General features: G+C 68.8%; 17 protein-coding genes. 8 read left to right on the forward strand and 9 right to left on the reverse strand.

Going from position 1 to position 16,558, the window contains the following annotated elements:
• Window positions 1-110: 110 nt before the first annotated feature.
• Window positions 111-932: a class I SAM-dependent methyltransferase gene (locus tag AC6I6S_RS10880; protein WP_497950079.1), complete on the forward strand. Its 822-nt coding sequence runs from the start codon at window positions 111-113 to the stop codon at window positions 930-932.
• Between the two features lie 23 nt (window positions 933-955).
• Here the strand turns inward: AC6I6S_RS10880 and AC6I6S_RS10885 are convergent, their stop codons facing one another.
• Together AC6I6S_RS10885 and AC6I6S_RS10890 are read right to left on the reverse strand one after the other, a co-directional pair.
• Window positions 956-1,231: a hypothetical protein gene (locus AC6I6S_RS10885; RefSeq protein WP_497950080.1), complete on the reverse strand. Its 276-nt coding sequence runs from the start codon at window positions 1,229-1,231 to the stop codon at window positions 956-958.
• A 25-nt stretch (window positions 1,232-1,256) separates the two neighbouring features.
• Window positions 1,257-1,709 (reverse strand): universal stress protein, encoded by a 453-nt coding sequence (locus tag AC6I6S_RS10890; protein WP_497950081.1) that lies wholly within the window; start codon window positions 1,707-1,709, stop codon window positions 1,257-1,259.
• Window positions 1,710-1,859: 150 nt separating this feature from the next.
• Here AC6I6S_RS10890 and AC6I6S_RS10895 point away from each other — a divergent pair, with 150 nt between their 5' ends.
• On the forward strand, window positions 1,860-2,306 hold the full coding sequence (locus AC6I6S_RS10895; RefSeq protein WP_497950083.1) for a universal stress protein: 447 nt from the start codon (window positions 1,860-1,862) through the stop codon (window positions 2,304-2,306).
• A gap of 51 nt (window positions 2,307-2,357) precedes the next feature.
• On the forward strand, window positions 2,358-3,560 hold the full coding sequence (locus tag AC6I6S_RS10900) for a DHH family phosphoesterase (RefSeq protein WP_497950084.1): 1,203 nt from the start codon (window positions 2,358-2,360) through the stop codon (window positions 3,558-3,560).
• A gap of 117 nt (window positions 3,561-3,677) precedes the next feature.
• Here the strand turns inward: AC6I6S_RS10900 and AC6I6S_RS10905 are convergent, their stop codons facing one another.
• The 4 genes from AC6I6S_RS10905 to AC6I6S_RS10920 form a co-directional block, all read right to left on the reverse strand.
• Window positions 3,678-5,027, reverse strand: coding sequence for a hypothetical protein (locus AC6I6S_RS10905; RefSeq protein ID WP_497950085.1), 1,350 nt, complete (start codon window positions 5,025-5,027; stop codon window positions 3,678-3,680).
• Window positions 5,028-5,136: 109 nt separating this feature from the next.
• Window positions 5,137-5,829 (reverse strand): hypothetical protein, encoded by a 693-nt coding sequence (locus AC6I6S_RS10910; protein WP_497950086.1) that lies wholly within the window; start codon window positions 5,827-5,829, stop codon window positions 5,137-5,139.
• 77 nt (window positions 5,830-5,906) lie between these two features.
• Window positions 5,907-6,569 carry a class I SAM-dependent methyltransferase gene (locus AC6I6S_RS10915; protein ID WP_497950087.1) on the reverse strand — a complete coding sequence of 221 codons (663 nt, stop codon included), beginning with the start codon at window positions 6,567-6,569 and terminating at the stop codon, window positions 5,907-5,909.
• Window positions 6,570-6,631: 62 nt separating this feature from the next.
• Window positions 6,632-7,060 (reverse strand): DUF5807 family protein, encoded by a 429-nt coding sequence (locus AC6I6S_RS10920; RefSeq protein WP_497950089.1) that lies wholly within the window; start codon window positions 7,058-7,060, stop codon window positions 6,632-6,634.
• A 194-nt stretch (window positions 7,061-7,254) separates the two neighbouring features.
• Between AC6I6S_RS10920 and AC6I6S_RS10925 the strand changes: the two genes are divergently transcribed.
• The 5 genes from AC6I6S_RS10925 to AC6I6S_RS10945 all read left to right on the forward strand — a co-directional run bounded on the left by AC6I6S_RS10925 (window position 7,255) and on the right by AC6I6S_RS10945 (window position 13,531).
• Window positions 7,255-10,242 carry an ABC transporter permease gene (locus tag AC6I6S_RS10925; RefSeq protein ID WP_497950090.1) on the forward strand — a complete coding sequence of 996 codons (2,988 nt, stop codon included), beginning with the start codon at window positions 7,255-7,257 and terminating at the stop codon, window positions 10,240-10,242.
• A 26-nt stretch (window positions 10,243-10,268) separates the two neighbouring features.
• Window positions 10,269-10,979, forward strand: coding sequence for an ABC transporter ATP-binding protein (locus AC6I6S_RS10930; RefSeq protein ID WP_497950091.1), 711 nt, complete (start codon window positions 10,269-10,271; stop codon window positions 10,977-10,979).
• Between the two features lie 128 nt (window positions 10,980-11,107).
• A complete protein-coding gene (locus AC6I6S_RS10935; protein WP_497951472.1) occupies window positions 11,108-11,371 on the forward strand; it encodes a DUF8044 family membrane protein in 264 nt (87 codons plus the stop codon).
• 46 nt (window positions 11,372-11,417) lie between these two features.
• Entirely contained in the window at window positions 11,418-12,518 is a 1,101-nt protein-coding gene (locus tag AC6I6S_RS10940; protein WP_497950093.1) for a DUF4350 domain-containing protein, read from the forward strand.
• The gene (locus AC6I6S_RS10945; protein WP_497950094.1) at window positions 12,515-13,531 is read left to right on the forward strand and encodes an AAA family ATPase; all 1,017 of its coding nucleotides are present in this window, start codon (window positions 12,515-12,517) and stop codon (window positions 13,529-13,531) included. Before AC6I6S_RS10940 ends, AC6I6S_RS10945 begins: the two co-directional genes overlap by 4 nt.
• Before the next feature lie 62 nt (window positions 13,532-13,593).
• Here AC6I6S_RS10945 and AC6I6S_RS10950 read toward each other — a convergent pair whose 3' ends face one another.
• The 3 genes from AC6I6S_RS10950 to AC6I6S_RS10960 are packed head-to-tail and all read right to left on the reverse strand — an operon-like array spanning window position 13,594 to window position 16,476.
• Entirely contained in the window at window positions 13,594-14,445 is an 852-nt protein-coding gene (locus tag AC6I6S_RS10950) for a DUF7982 domain-containing protein (RefSeq protein ID WP_497950095.1), read from the reverse strand.
• A complete protein-coding gene (locus tag AC6I6S_RS10955; RefSeq protein WP_497950097.1) occupies window positions 14,442-15,035 on the reverse strand; it encodes a DUF8163 family membrane protein in 594 nt (197 codons plus the stop codon). Before AC6I6S_RS10955 ends, AC6I6S_RS10950 begins: the two co-directional genes overlap by 4 nt.
• A complete protein-coding gene (locus tag AC6I6S_RS10960) occupies window positions 15,028-16,476 on the reverse strand; it encodes a DUF58 domain-containing protein (RefSeq protein ID WP_497950098.1) in 1,449 nt (482 codons plus the stop codon). Before AC6I6S_RS10960 ends, AC6I6S_RS10955 begins: the two co-directional genes overlap by 8 nt.
• Window positions 16,477-16,558: the final 82 nt, after the last annotated feature.

The following is a 16,558-nucleotide window of genomic DNA, read 5'->3' on the forward strand; positions in this document are numbered from 1 at the left end:
GAAGGGGGAATCGAGCGTCCGCCGGCCTCGAAGCAGAGGAGAGCTGCGACTCGTCGCGTTCGGTGTTTCCCGGTCGATGTGGGCCTCGAGCACACGATTCCGTGAGTACAATGACCAACGATACACAGCCAGCCGACCACGGTGAGGTCACCAGGCGGCAGCAGGAAACCTGGTCGACGGGCGATTTCAACGAGATCGCCCGGCAGAACGTCGTCATGGCGGAGGCGCTTTGCGACGCCGTCGATCCGCACCCGGGCGAACGCGTACTGGACGTGGCCTGCGGGAGCGGCACTGCGGCGCTCGTCGCGGCGAGACGATACTGCGACGTGGCGGGGCTCGACTACGTGCCGGCGCTGATCGAGCGCGCCGAGATGCGAGCGAGCGCCGTCGGCTTCGACATCGACTTTCGCGTCGGCGATGCCCAGGACCTGCCGTTTCCCGACGACAGCTTCGACGCCGTCCTCTCGGTGTACGGGGTGCAGTTCGCACCCGACCAGGAGCGGGCGGCGAGCGAACTGCAGCGGGTTTGCAAGCCCGGCGGCACGATCGGTCTGGCGAGTCCGGTCCCCGATGGCTGGAGCGGGGACTGGTTCGCCGCACACGCCCGGTACGTTCCCCCGCCGCCCGGCGTCGAATCGCCCCTTCGATGGGGGACGGAGGACGGACTCGAGGCGTTACTCGGCTCGGAGAATCGGGCGCTCGAGAGCGAACGCCGGACGGCGCTCCAGTACTATCGGTCGGTCGACCACGCAGTCGAGGTGTTCACCACCCACTTCGGCCCGACGATCACAGCGCTGGAAACACTCGATTCGGCCGAAACGGAGCGCCTCCTGGACGATCTCAGGGAGGTGTTCAGCCGGTACAACCGCGCGACCGACGGAACTGCGGTCGTCGAGAATCAGTACCTCCAGACCCTCGCAGCCGGCCAGTAGCCGGTTTCGGCGAAAGCGTCCGTTCAGGCGTCTCCGTCCGTGTCGACGGTTTCGCCGGGCCGCTGTCGGTACATCGCCAGATAGATCGACACCACCGCGCAGACGATACCGAGATAGAAGAGTAGGCTGAACGTCGAGTCCGCACCGACGGGCGAGACGCCCGTCTCGAGCGCTCCCAGGAACCCCACCAGCACCAGGGCGATGGCGCTGAACCGCAACACTGTGGGGAGATCGAACAGCTGGGCTTTCAGCGCCCGCACCACCTCGTCCTCGGAGTCACTCGCGTCGTCGGCCGTCATTTCTCGACCCGCACCCCTCGCGGACTCATACCGACAACACCGGCTGGCTCGCATAGGAGAGGACGTACTCGGCGGCCTTCTCGAGCACCTCGGCGGTCGGGTCGGTCATCGGTTCGCGCGGGATGACGATGAAGTCCGCGCCGGCGGTGTCGGCGGCGTCGAGGACGACGCTGCCGGGGTGGCGGGTCTTTCGTTGCGGGGAGAAGCCGTGGGCGACGGCCGTCGAGAGCGGGACGTCGTAGTCGTCGGCAAGCGCCGCGACGTCGTCGAGGAACTGTTTCGAGCTTTCGGCGACCTCGTCTTCGTCGACGGTGCCGGCGTTCATCCCTTCGATGATGCCGCGGCCGAGGACGAACAGCACGTGCAACGAGGCGTCGTAGCGGTCTGCGACGGTGACGGCGTACTCGGCGGCGACGGCGGACTCTTCGCTTCCGTCGACCGGGGCGAGAACGGTATCGACGGAGTCACTGGCGTCCATAGGGGGTGATGTGCGGGCGGACGTGAAAAATCCACCCCCCGATGGTGCACTCGAGGCCCTTTCAGCGCCGGCTTCGAAACCGACCCGGCGGTGCGGGCCCCGGCTTCCGGATCCGTGAGAATTTATACCCCCACGCGGTCAATTCAGCGCATGTTCGATACGATCGTCGTCGCGACCGACGGCTCCCAGAGCGTCCGCCGGGCGATCGACGTCGCACTCGACCTGGCCGCCCGGTTCGACGCCGACGTCCACGCGCTCTCGGTCGTCGACGCCGGCGAAGTCGACGCCTCGCCCGAACAGCTCCGCGAGGAACTGCGCGTCGCCCTCGAGACCCACGCCGACGCCGCCCTCGCCACCGTCGAGGACCGGGCGGGTCCCGGTATCACGACGGCCGTCCGGGAGGGCCGCCCCGCGCCCGAAATCTGTGAGTACGCCCGCGAACACGGCGCCGACCTGATCGTCACCGGCACTCGCGGCCGCCACGGCGAGAACCGCCTCCTGCTCGGCAGCGTCGCCGAACGGGTCGTTCGCACGTCGCCGGTTCCCGTCCTGACGGTTCGCCAACTGCAGACGGACGAGAGCGCCGCGGCGGTCTGAATCCCGGCGTTCGACCGGCGGTTACTTGCCGGCGCGCTACGCAGGAAGGGTATGTACGAGGATCTCATCTCGAGTACCGACCTTCCGGTCGCCCGCAAGTCCGTTCTGCCGGGGACCGGCTTCTTCCTGCCCGATACGGTCGAGGAGGATCTCGAAGATCAGGAAGCGGCGGCGGCCCTCGAGGGCGCCGAGGCCGCCGTCGTCGCCGACACCGACGCCGACGGACTGGCCTGCGTCGCGTTGCTCCGCGAGGCGTACGACGACGTGCGGGCCGTTCCCAAGCCCAGCGAAGGCGACACCGAGGAGGTCGCCTCCGCCGATGACGACGGCGAGGACGCGGCGCTCGAGGACCCCGAGCCGACCCCGCACCGTGTCGCGTTGCTCCCCGCGAGCCCGCACGACCTCGAGGACGCCATCGAGCGCGTTGCCGAGTTCGGCGAGGACGGAATCGATCTCTACGTCTGTGATCTCTGTCCCGACCGCTTTTCGTACGTCGAGGACGAACTCGCGGCCGCGCTCGAGGTCGCCGACTCCGTCGCGTGGTACGACCACCACCAGTGGGACGACGACGTCGCCGCGGCGGTCCGCGAGGCGGGCGTCGACCTCGTCGTCGGCGACTCGGACGAGGAGTGCACTGCGGACGTCGTCTACCGCTCGCTCGAGTACGAGTTCGACGACAAGTATGGCGACCTCGCCGCGGTCACCCGCGACCACGACCTCTGGCTGCGCGAAGATCCCCGTAGCGACGACCTCGCGGATTACGCCTACTGGACCGACCCCGCCGAGTACGTCGAAGTCGTCCGCGAGTACGGCGCGGACCTCCCGGAGTGGGTCGAGGCGTTCCTCGAGGAGCGCCGGATCGAGAAGAACGCGCTGATCGAGCAGGCGGTGTCGCGGGCGGAGCTTCGCGACGTCGGCGAGTACACCGTCGGGATCACCTACGGGCGCTGTTCGCAGAACGAGGTCGCCGAAGCGATGCGCGAGCAGGGGGCCGACGCCTCCGTGGTCGTCAAACCCGCCGGCAGCGCCTCCATTCGCGGCACCGACGAATTCGACCGCTGTCACGAAGTCGCGGGGCTGGTCAACGGCGGCGGCCACCCCAAGGCCGCGGGCTGTAAACCCGACATCTACGACGATATGCTCGACTACGCCCACCACTGGACCACCCGCGGCGCGGTGACGAAGCAGGTGATCCTCGAGGCGTTCCAGACGGTGGTCGCGGAGCCGGCGAGCGAAAACGACGACGCAGCGTAGCCCCGCTCGCATCGGAGTTATCCGCGGATACCATCTTCACCGCCGTCAGCGGCGGACTCTCTCGCTGTGTACCGATCGAAAACAGGAACCGATCCTCCCGAAGCGAACCGCGACCGCTCAGTCGTCCTCGCTGGACTCGAGTTCGACCGTGATCTCTTCGTCCTGACGGAGGCTCATCTCGACGGTTTCGGACTCGTGGTCGGTTTCGGTGGGAGTCACGTTCAGCGTCACCGTACTCTCGCCGAGAGTGGTGATCGTCGTCGAGCCGTTGACCCCTGTCACCTCGAACGTGTCGTTCTGCTCGGCGTAGATGGGCTGGCTGATACCCTCGATATCGACGCCCTCGATCGGCTCGCCGTCCTCGTCGACGACGGTCACGGTGATGTCGTACTCCGGCGGAATGGGGTTGACCTCGAACAGTTCGGGAACCGGCTCGATTTCGTCGTCGCTGTAGTCCCGGTGTTCGACCTGGCCCTCGGTCGACTCGTAGCCGCCGCCGCTTATCTCCACGTCGTACGTGCCGTAGGGCACGTCGACGGACGCCATCCCGCCGCTGTCGGCCTCGGTGGTGAACGTGATCGGCTCGCCGTCCTCGCCTGGCTCCTCGCGTTCGCCTTCGATCACGGCGCCCTCAGCTCCGCCGCCCCACTGGGACTCAAGCACCTCGAACTCGAGTTCGCCCGTTTCCTCGCCCTCGGACTCGAGCGTGACCGTCACCTCGAGTTCGCCGTCGTGGCTGTGCTCGAACGTCGTCGCGTTGTACGCCTCGTGGTCGAGGTCGACCGTGTACTCGTTCTCGTAGATGACGTCGGTGTACTGGCCGTCCTCGTCGGTTTCGCCCTCGAACACGAGCGGGATGTCCGCCTCGTGTTCCTCGCCCAGACCGTAGACGTCGACGCCCTCGATCGGCTCGTCGTCCTCGTCGACGACGGTGAGCGTCAGCAGCGACTGATCGGGTTCGGTCGGCTCGTCGTCGGCCTCGTCGCTCTGGTCACCATCGCCAGCTCCGTCATCACCATTGCCGTCGTCACTTCCGTCGCCAGCGCTATCCGAACCGGAGCTATCATCGCTGTCAGCTCCGTCGTCACTTGCGGCTCCGTCATTGCCGCTTTCGGACCCGCTATCGTCGCCTGCGGCCCCGCCGTCATCACTCACGCTATCGTCCGAATCGTCGTCCGTGTCGTCGGTGTTGTTTATGACGATGGCCGAATCGTCGTCGGCATCATCGCCGGTATCGTTTGCTGTCCCATCGTCAGAATCGTTCGCTGTCTCACCGTCAGTATCGTCCGTCTCGTCCTCCTCGCTCGAGTCGTTTGCAGTGTCGTCGGCTTGCGGAGTTTCCTCGAGTTCGCCGCCTTCCTCTTCGACGCTGTTATCTGGGCCACCCAGATCGTCTGCACACCCTGCAACCGCCACTAACGCAACGACTCCGAACAGCAGGAGTAATCGCCGTGTACGCGGGGACATGCACGGAACAACGGTGAACGGTGGGTTAGGGATTTATACATATTTCTGACCTACTCACGTTGTGAGACGTCGGCTCGAGCGCGGCGACTACCGAAACGAGACCGTCGCGCTACCGTCGTGCAAGCGCCCGCATCACGAGCTGAAGGACGTGGACGAACACGCCGGCCACGGCGATGTAGACGCCGATCGTCTGGAGGGCGACGGAGGCGTTTCTGTGGTCGCGGACCTTCCAGATCTCCCACCCGAGTCGGAGCATGAAACCGAGGAAGATGAACAAAAAGCCGACGAACAAAACCGGGGTAAAGAACGTCCCGATTGCGATCGCGACGATCCCGCCGACGAACGAATAGTTCGCGAACCGTCCCCAGTGTTCGAAGGTGATCGATCGGGCGTAGACGTACCCCGAAATCAGGGCAGTGAGCAGGGCGACCACGATCGCGGTCACGCCGAGGATGAACGGCTGGCTCTCCCGCGTCGCAAACGAGAGCACTCCCGCGCCGAAGATTCCGAACGCGAGCTGGAGGATCACCATGCCGACGAAGGCGATGCCCATGTCGCCGGTCTCGACGCCGCGTTCGGCGATCAGTTCGCCGGCCATGATCGCCGCACCGTAGATCAGAACGCCGACGATCGGAAACGCGAACAGGTAGCTGTTGACCGTCGCGAGCGGCGTGACGACGAAGACGTACATCAGCGCGACGTTGATCGCCATCAGGGCACTCGCGCCGCCGATCACCTTCGCCTCGCGACTCGAGAGGCCGAATCCACGTCCGGTCTCCTGTGGGGTCTCGAAGGAACTCATTGGGCTGGGCTACCCCACAGAGGGGGAAAAACCTGCTTGTCGGTCGAGCGCGGCGAGAGCGCGGACCGCGTTCGCGGTCAGGACTCGAGTCGGGCCGCGAAGAACGTCCACGGCTGCTCCTCGTCGTCCAGGTCGTCGAGGTCGACGTCGCTCGGGTCCGACTCGAGTTCCTCGGGGATTCCCCACCGGTCCTCGACGGTGAACCCCGCCTCCAGCAACTGCTCGTGGGTCGTCTCCGCACCGGCGATGTTCCACTGCATTCGGACGCCGGTATCGAGCCAGTCGGGATTCTCGCCGCACCACTCGTTCGTTCCCTCACAGACCAGAAGGCGTCCGCCAGGCTTCACCACGCGAGCGAACTCGTCGATCACCGCCCGGTGGCCCTCGAGGGGGACGTGTATCAGCGACCAGGAGGCGACGACCGCGTCGAACGCGCCGTCCTCGAACGGGAGCGACGTCATGTCGCCCTGAGCGAGTTCGGCCCTGGGTGCGCTCTCCGTCGCCAGCCGGAGCTGTTCGCCCGAGAAATCGAGACCGACCGCGGTCGCTGTCGACTTCGACAGCCCTGTCAGCACCGGGGCTCCCTGTCCACAGCCCGCATCGAGAACGCGGGCTGTTTCGGGAACCGACTCGAGAAACCGTTCGAGAACCGCGACGCCGGGACCGCCTCCCGATCGGTGTTCGGCGTAGCTCGCTGCAATCTCGTCGTACGCCCGGCGGACGCCGTCTTTGTCGACCATCGAGATGTCTACGGCGCAGAACGAACTCGTCGACCATCAGCGTTGTGTCCGTGTGACAGGTTCTAGCGCTCAGTCACGACCCACCGATCCGAGTAGGCCGTTCCGCAGGTACACTGGGCGTAGGCGTGGATCACGTCGCCCTCCTCGTAGATGCCGCCCACCTCCTCGTTCTGCTCTTCGGCGAACGCGAAGACGAACTGTACCTCGTGGTCGCCCGCCTCGTCCGCGTCGGGGCAGGTGCCGCCGGTGAGATCCCCGTCGATCTCGCCCTCGCGTTGCATCGCCGACCCGGCGAACTGCATCGCTTCGGTCCCCGTCGCCACCTCGAAGGCGTTGCGCCCGCTCTCGCCGTCGACGACCATCAACACGCCGCCGTCCACGCGCTCGCCGAAGCGCTCGAGGCGGTCGTCCTCGACGAAGGAGTCCGCCAGATAGAGTCCAACGTCGTCGGGTCGCTCCCCCGCACGAAACTCCGCCAGTACGTCGCTCATGGCCCGCGGTTGGCTCTCGAGGCGGAAAAAGGACGCGAAGCGCGCGACGCGGTTTCGCTCGTCTCGCCAACCGACGCGGGTGCCGAACGAGCGACGTCGCAACGACTATGGCCCACCCACCTGATCTGTCACGTGAACGTGAACGCGGAGCACTCGGCACCTCCCGGTCGACCGATGCGACCTCACCGCCGCACATGACCTATCGCAGCCTCCTCGTCACCCGCTGGTCACGACGGGACCGCCTCGCCGTCGTGGTCGTCGCCCTCGCGGTTGCTCTGCTCGTCGGCGCAACCCTCCTCGCGGTGACCGCGGGCGACCAGACGCGATCGCTCGCGGCCGACTTCGAGACGAACGCGACCGTCGCCGAGTACGACTCCCTCGAGCAGGCCCACGCCGTAGCCGGGGAGAACGCGACGGTGCTCCCGCTCGCCGAGGCGAAGGCGCCCGACGGTTCGACGCATACAGTCGTCGGTGTTCCCGAAACGACCACCGACGGCACCGCTCTTCCGGGCCACCGAGAGGGTGCCGTCGGCCCGACGACCGGGGACGAACTGTGGCACCTCGAGGGAACCGACGGGACGACGTCAGTGATGGTTTCACCCGGCGTCTCGAGCGGTTCCGTGCCGGACACGTGGGTGCGGACGACGCCGGAGACGATCGACGCGGTCGGTCCGACGGCTGCCCTCGTCGTCGAACCAGCGAGCGAGGACGCCGTCGGGGACACCGGAACCCCGCTCGTGGGCGCGCTCGCCTTCTTCGCCGGGGGGACGGAGTCGGTGATCGACCTCCTCTGGGTCGGTGTCGCCGCCGCGGGCGTCGTCGTCGGCGTCACGATCTCGAGCGTCGTCCGGACGACGATCCGCGAGCGGGCACGAACGATCCAGGTGATCAGGGCGACCGGGGGGCCGCCGCGGCGGGTTCGGCTGCTGTTCGCGATTCGTGGGGGTGTTCTCGCCGGTGCGGGGGTCGCCCTCGGCTACGCGCTCGGCGTCGTCGTGCCGAACGTCGCGGTCAACCTGGCGATCCTGTTCGGACTGCCGACGACGCTGTCGGTTCGCGTAACCGGGGAGGCGGCGCTGTTGCTCGCCGCGATGCTCGCGGTTCTCGTCGCCATCGGCGTCGCGAGCGGCTATCTCGCCGGTCGGCGGGCGACGACCGTTTCGCCGGCACGCGTCGGCGAGACGCAGTCGCGCGGTCGCTCGAGAGGCTCCGGGCTCTACGCGCGCGTTCGCGGATTGCTCGCACCGTCGTTGCTCGAGGGGCGAACCGTCGTTCCGGCCGCGGCGACGCTGTCGGTGTTCGCTGTCATCGTCCTGTTGGTCGGCTCGCTCGCGGCCGTCGGCGCCGCGTTAACGACCGACGAGACGACGATCACCGAACCCGGATCGCCGCATCCGGTCGAGAGCTCCGTTCCGGAGAGTTACGCCGGCGCCGTCGACGAGGACACCGCGGCGAGCCCGGAGATCCTGCTGTTCGCCAGCCACGACGGCGAGTCCTATCTCGCCCGCGGCGTCGAGTTCGACTCGTTCGCGGCGGTTACGAACGCGACGCTCGTCGAGGGGCAGCCGCCCGAAAACCGCTCTGACGCGGTCGTCGGTGTTTCTCTCGCCGAGACGCTCGATCTCGAGCCCGGCGACGAACTCGTCGTTGGCGGCAGCACCGAGGCGGCGTTTAGCCGGGTCGAAGTGGTCGGCGTCTCGGAGACAGGCACGCTCGAGGATCACCAGCTACTCGTCTCGCTGTCGACCGCTCGTCACCTCTCGACGGTCGGTGCCGGCGAGGTCAACCTGATCCGGACGAACGCCTCCGTTCCGGACACAGACACCGGAGAGCTCTCGGCGGTGCTGGTCGAGGCGGACGTTCCGGACCACGTCGAACCCGGCGAGCCGGTTCCCGTTTCGGTCACCCTCTGGAACCCCGCCGACGAACCCGCTGAGCGGACGATTCGAACGACGGTCGACGGCGAAGCGGTCGAACACACGCTCCCGGTCGAACCGGGGGCGCGAACCACGGAGACGATCGAGCTTCCGGGCCTTGAGTCCGGCGAGTACGAAATCGGCGTCGAGTCGTTCACCCGGACGACGACGGTGGCGTCGGAGCCGCCCCTCGAGTTCGCCGCGCTCGCCGAGACGGCCCCGCCGGGGGAGACGACCCGGGTCGCGCTGGTCGACGCCACGGGCGAACCGGTCGAGAACGCGACCGTGACGAGCGGTGCGGAGGCGGCGACGACCGACGCGGACGGATACGCCTGGCTCGCGCTTCCCGAGGAGACGGGAACTGCAAACGTCACTGCTCGGGTCGGGGATCGCGAACTCATCGAAGCCGTGACGATCTCTGCGGACGCGGACCCGACGCTGCTCGCGCAGACGCGCCTCGAGCCGAGCACGCCGGGGATCCACAGCAGGCCCACGTTCGTGGTCGAACTCACCAATCCGTGGGACCGGCCGATCGAGGAACGCATCGAACTATCGGGGCCGGAGACGAGTACGGCTGAGACGGTGACGCTCGCCGCCGGCGAGACGACGCAGGTGCAGACCACACTGCCCCAGCGGCCGCCGGGGGAGTACGGCGTGACGGTCCGTTCGGACGGCAGCACGATCGCGACCCACGAGTACGACGTCGCGGGCGACGACCGACTGACAGGGGCGCTGGCGGCGAGCGGTCACTACGACGACGGCGGCGGCGTCGGAACGGCGATCGAGTACGCGGTCGGCAACCTTTACGTGCTCCTCGCGGCGCTTGCCGGTCTCGCCTCGCTAACCGCCATCGGTGCGATCAGCGCCGTCCTCACGCGAGGGGTCCGGGGTCGGCGGCGCTCGCTCGGAATCTACCGGGCGACCGGCGCGACGCCTCGACGGATCATCGGACTGGTGCTCGCGGACGCCCTCCGGATCGGTCTCGCGGCCTCGGTGCTCGCGCTCGTCCTCGCGACGGCGATCCTCGAGGCACTGTCCGTCGCGGGTCGGCTCACCGTCTTCGGAATCGCCCTCGAGCCGCGACCGGCGCCCGCCCTCGCAGTCGGAATCGTCGTCGGTGGGGTTGCCCTTACGATCGTTAGCGCGCTCGTCGCGACACGCTCGCTCGTTCGGGAGTCGCCGGCCGCCCTGTTCGAACCCGCAGAGCGCGCCGCCGGGACGGAGCCGCGGCGAACCGCCGGCGACCGGTCGGAGAGCGAGACTTAACATCCGGGACGCACAACCGGGAAGTCATGACACCGCCGGTACTCGAGGCGACCGATCTCTCCGTGCGCCGCGGCGAGCGGAGCGTTCTCGAGGGCGTTTCGCTGTCAGTTCCGGCCGGCTCGCGCACCCTGATCCGGGGTGCCAGCGGCGCCGGCAAGTCGACGCTGTTCTCGGTGCTGGGATTGCTCGAAGCGCCCGAGGAGGGCCGCATCGTGATCGACGGGACCGACGCGAGTTCGCTGTCGGAGCGCAAGCGGGCGCGGCTGCGACGGGACGAACTCGGCTTCGTCTTCCAGGACTTCAAGCTCGTCCCCGATCTCTCGGCGTGGGAGAACGCCCGGCTCCCCCAGACCCACGCCCGAGACGGCGACGAGGACTGGCTCGAGGAACTGTTCGACACCCTCGAGATCGGCGGACTCGCCGACCGGTATCCGGCGACGATAAGCGGCGGGGAAAAACAGCGCGTCGCCATCGCGCGGGCGCTCGCCAACCGACCGACCGTGATCCTGGCCGACGAGCCGACGGGACAACTCGACCCGGCGACCACCGACCGGGTGATCTCCCTGCTCCGCTCGGTCCAGGAGGGGACCGACGTCGCTCTCGTCGCGATCAGCCACGATCCCGCACTCGAGCCAGCGTTCGAACGCACGTTCACGCTCGCCCACGGCCGCCTCGAGCGTGACGACGCCGACTCCGCTCGTCCCCCCTCCAGCCCCGCGTCGGCGACCGATCGGTGATGTGGGGGTGATCTGCGGCCAGTTCGCCGGAGACGCACGGCCGATCCGGGTGCCAGCCGACTCGCGTGTCAAGTGCGCTGGCTTTAGGTACTCCCGGCGACCACCTCGAACCGATGACCCGGCGGCGGATGCGGTTCGTCCACGGCCAACTCGCCTGGATGCTAGCGACGGTGTTGCTCCTCTCGCTGCTGGGTTCCCTTTCGTACGAACTGTTCTTCGTGCTCTCGTTAATCGGGCTGCTCGTCGTGACGGAGCTGACAGCCCCCATCGCGGTGACACCCACCTGGCGGCGCCGGCTGACGTGGCTCATCGCCATCGGGCTCGTCGGCTTCGCCGTCGTCGTCGTCAGGCGCATCCTCGAGATTCTGCCGCCGGAGGTGCTGCCGTGGTGATCGCGGTCGGCCCCGCTCGGACAACGGCCGCCGGAGGTGTCCGTCCGTGACCCTCCGCGACTGGCTCACCCACCGCGAGGGAGTCGACTGGCCGCGAGCCTTCCTCGTCGCGCTGGCGATCACGACCGTCCTCGCGCTGGGCGCCGTCGCCGCCACCTCCTCGAGCGCGTTCGGCCTCTACAACCCCGCCTGGGACGGCTCGACGGAGTTCCGCGAGGGGCTCGAGAACGACCCCGACACCGCGATCGAGGTCGTTCGCGACACCGACCGCTACGAGGGAGCCGACGCCGCGAACACGACCGCGTTCGTCATCGCGCCCGAGGAGCCCTACGAGCCCGCCGACTCGGAGCGCGTCCGCGAGTTCGTCGAGCGCGGCGGCACGCTCGTCGTCCTCGAGAACTTCGGCGACGGCGGTAACCAGCTACTCACGGCCGTCGGGGCACAGGCCCGGACCGACGGCGGGCTGTTGCGCGACGACCGACACTACTACCGCGGGCCGGCGATGCCGGTCGCGACCGGCGTCGAGAACCACACGCGAACCGAGGGTGTCGACCAGCTCACGCTGAACTACGCGACGGCCGTCGAACCGGAGAGCGCGACCGTGCTCGTCTCGACCAGCGATTACGCCTCCCTCGGCGACACCGACACCGACCTCTCGGAAATCGACGACCTCACGGCGTACCCGGTGGCGACGACCGAACCCGTCGGCGACGGCGAGGTGGTCGTCGTCGGCGACCCGAGCATCGCGGTCAACGCCATGATCGACCAGCCCGATAACCGGCCGTTCCTCGAGAACCTCGCGGCTGACCGCGTCCTCTTCGATCTCTCACACGCCGGCGAGGTCCCCCCGCTGGCGGCGGCAACGCTGACGCTGCGGGAACTCCCGCTCCTGCAGGTCCTCCTCGGCGGCGGCGGCATCGGAGTCCTGGCGACCCTCTCGCGGCGACGGCTCCGGCCCCTCGAGTGGCTTCCCGCGGCGATCCGCCACCGGATCTCGGATCGAGCCGCGACCGACGGCCCCGGCATGAGCGAGGACGACCGGCGGGCGTTCGTCCGCCGCCGCCACCCCGAGTGGGACGACGACCGGGTCGAGCGCGTGATAGCAGCGCTTAACCGCCCCGGTGTGAAACGACGTGACGACGAATGAGCAGGAACGATGCCGCGGGCGAGCCGTCGACCGCCCCGAGTGCGATGTACGAGACGATCCGCCGGGAAACCGGTCAGGTGCTGGTCGGCAACGAGACGGCGATCGAACGACTCACGATCGCGCTGTTGACCCGTGGGCACGTTCTGCTCGAGGGCGTCCCCGGCGTCGCGAAGACGACGATCGCGACGCTGTTCGCCCGCGCGAGCGGGCTCTCACACCGTCGCATCCAGATGACGCCGGACATCCTCCCGGCCGATATCACCGGCACCCACGTCTACCGCGAGAACGTCGGGGAGTTCGAACTCACGCGCGGGCCGGTGTTCACCAACCTGATCATCGCCGACGAGATTAACCGCGCGACGCCGAAGACACAGGCCGCCCTGCTCGAGGCGATGCAGGAGCGCCAGGTTACTATCGAGGGCGAGACGCTCGCCCTTCCGAAGCCGTTCATGGTCGTCGCGACTCAGAACCCCATCGAAATGGAGGGTGTGTTCGAACTTCCCGAGGCACAGCGCGACCGCTTTCAGCTCAAGCTCACCATCGACCTTCCCGACCGGGCGGTCGAGCGCGAACTGCTCGAGCGCTTCGACACCGACCCCGGCCTCGGCCCACAGCGGGTCGACCGGGTTGTCTCTGCCGACGAATTGCGGGCGGCTCGCGAGGCGGTTACCGACGTCTACGTCGCCGAGCCGGTCAGGGAGTACATACTCGACATCGTCGAGGCGAGCCGAAGGCATCCGGACGTCACCCACGGAGCCTCTCCGCGGGCGACGCTCGCCTTCCTCCAGACGACGAAGGCGCGGGCGGCGATCCACGGCCGCGAGTACGTGATCCCGGACGACGTCAAGGCGGTCGCACGGCCGATTCTGATCCACCGGCTCGTGTTGAGCACCGACGCCGAACTCAGCGACGTTACTCCGGCGGCCGTCGTCGAGGACCTCCTCGAGGGGGTCGAGCCGCCGGGGGCCGAGGAGGCGGCCATCACGCCCGCGGAGGGCGGGGACGCCGCGTAGCCGGCGGATTTCGGCCGTCGTCTCTCGCACAGAGCCGTCCCTCGACGCTACCGTTCTCGGCGCTATCGTTTCTCCCAGCGACAGGTAACGAGCCAGTCCGCCCGGTCGTAGCCGCGGTCGACCGTGACCTCGACCGGGCGCTCGAGCCCCGTCGCGAACCCGACGGCGAGAAACGACGCGACCGGGTGGTCGAAGCGATCGACGGGGCCGAAGGCGCTGTCGGAGACGGCCACCGTGACCCGGTCGTCCTCGACGTCGGGCTCGGCTCGCCCGACGATTTCGAGGCCGTCGGTGAGCCCGTCTCGGAGCTGGGTCGCGAGCCCGGCCGGCGTCTCGGCGAGCGGGCCACCCAGGCTGCGTTCGAACTCGGCGAACAGCTCGCCGCCGCTCGCCTCGAGCACGAGCCCCCGGTGGTCGTCGTCGACGACGATGGGACCGGCGTGGTCGTCGTCCGGCGGCGTCGCGCCGGCGTAGCGCGGGACGAACAGCGACGCCGGGCCGTCGGCTCGCGGAACGTAGACCCGGTCGTCAGCGAGGCCGAGTTCGGCGGCGATCGCGCCCTCGTTTTCGGCCAGCGCGGCGTAGACGCGCTCGCCGACGTCCGCCGCGACGACCCGTCCGGGGGTGAGATAGTAGGTGAGTACCGCGCCGAACAGACCGGTCGCGGCGAGTGCGAACAGCACCTCCCGGCCGTCGGGGAACAGCAAACCGCCGGCGGCGGCGAGGACGCCGAGTCCCGCTAGCCCGTAGGCGGTGTGTCGGTATCGGGCTTGCTTCGCGCGGGCGTACTCGGCCCGCAGGCGTCGGTTCTCGGCCTCGAGTAGCTCGACGGTTGCGGCGAGTTCGAGGCGGTCCGTGTCGTCGCTGTCGGCCGTGGCCCGGTCGTCGGGGGTGTCGAAATCTGGTGTACTCATAGCTCCTCGGAGGTTGTCTCGCCAGTTATCGTCGCGTCGTCGGTCACCAGCCCCAGTCGGACCAGTTCGTATCGGTGGAGGCCGTACGCCAGAATCGCGATCGCGCCCAGCAGGACCGCGCCGGCGAGCCAGAGCGGCGCGTCTCGAGCGAGCGACCAGGCCAGTCCGCCGAGTCCGAGCGCGCTCGCGAGCGTGACCGCGGCGAATCGGGCCGGCTCCGGCGTTTCCAGTGCGGGTGCGAGCACGAGCGCCAGAAAACCCGCGGCCACGAGCCCGACCGAGACGGGGTCGATCCCCTCGGGGAACGCGGCCGGGAGCAGCACGAACCCGCTCGCGATCGCGTAGGGCGTTCCGAGGACGTGCCAGGCGGCGAGCGTGACGACCCCGACGAGTGCGCCGAGGGGGCCGCCGACGACCGCGAGTACGACGAGGAGGGCAAATCCGGCGATCAGGTCGGGCCACCCGCGTCCGTCTCGGACGTCGATCAGCACCGAGTCCCGATGCCACCGGTCGGCCGCCCCGTCGATCGCCTCGAGCGGTTCGGAACGTTGCGTCCTACTCGCCTCGCTCCCGGACGTCCGCTCACTCACCGCCGACCACCTCTGTCCGTGGCCGCTCGCGACCGCCGGTGAGCACCGTCGCCAGTCGGTCGCCCGGCCCCACCTCGAGGGCGGTGACCCGCGGCAGCCGACTCAGCTCGCGTCGGAGTTCCTCGAAGGCGAGGTATTCGTCGTAGGCGGCCTCGAGCGCCCCCAGCCCTCCCGGTTCGTACAGCACCGACGGGGCGAGCAAGACGAGCACCGAGCCGCCGCTGGCGCGCGCCACCTCGATGGTTTCGCGAAGCTCCGTCGGGTTCGAATCGTCGGTACACAGCACCGTCCAGACGCCCGATTGCCCCCGCGCGAGCGTGGTTCGGACGGCGCCGTACAGCGGCTCCGTCCCGGTGCGCTCGCGGTAGCTCCGGTGGTGCTCGTAGAACGGTCGCAGGGTTTCGGCGAAGGCGTCGGTTTCTCCCTCGAGATCGGCCAGCGAACGTCGGATCGCCGACGGCGACGGCTGGCGATGTTTCCCGGCCTGCCGCGATGGCGGCTCCGCCTCGTCGTCGGCCTCGAGATCCAGGAGCTGTCGGCGAACACTGGTGTAGCGGTCCGGCGACGTCGACGGCTCGAGTCGGCTCGTCACCCCGCCGTCGCCGACGGTGAGCAGGCCGATCGGATCGCCGAGGTTCCGGGCGGTGCCGGCGATCGAGAGGGCGACCTTCCGGAGGTACTCGAGTTTCGTCTCCCCCGAGAGCCCCGTCGCGAGCGGGCTGCGGTGGTCGACGACCAGTAGCGTCCGGCGGTCGGTATCCGGGTCGCGCTCGCGGACGTGTGGCGACCCCAGCCGGGCCGTCGCCTTCCAGTCGATCCGATCGGCGGTGTCGCCGGGAACGTACTCGCGGACCTCGGCGGGGTTGATTCCGGAGCCGAGGCGGCCGCCGTCGTGTTCGCCGTAGGCAACCGCCAGGCGGTCGCCACCGGCGCCGACGTGGAGTTCCCGCGGGCTTCGGGGTTCGACCGTGACCGCGGGTTCCGTGCCGACGGGAAGCTGTTCGCCGAAGAAGCCGTCGGTCGCGTGAAGGGTCGCGGAGTCGAACTGGTGGGTTCCCGCGACGGGCCACCGGACGTCGACCGTCCGGTCGCTGCCGGTTTCGCCGGGGGCGACCGTCAGGACCGACTCCTCGGCGACCGTCGCCGTCGGGAGTCCGGCCTCGAGTGCGAGCGCGAGGCGGGACGGGGTCTCGAGGGTCGCCGAGAGGGTGACCGGGACCGTCGCGTCGGTCCGCACGCCGGTCTGGGCGGGGGTCTGCGTGACCGACAGCCCGTCGACCGTCCGGCCGACGGCCCGGACGAACAGGTACTGGCGGCCGAGAAGCCACGCGCCAAGCAGCGCCGCACCCGCGAACGGAAGCGGCCGAGCGAGGACGACGCCGAGGCCCACGAGCAGGGCGATGAGGCCCACGACCGCCCACAGCCGGCGCGTGACGTACATACACGCGAGATTCATCGGCGCCCTGTTGAAGCTACTGGTTGGCGACCGAGAGTGAGTGCCGAGAGAACAGGTTTTTGCTCCG

Source organism: Natrononativus sp. DTA114, assembly GCF_059736515.1.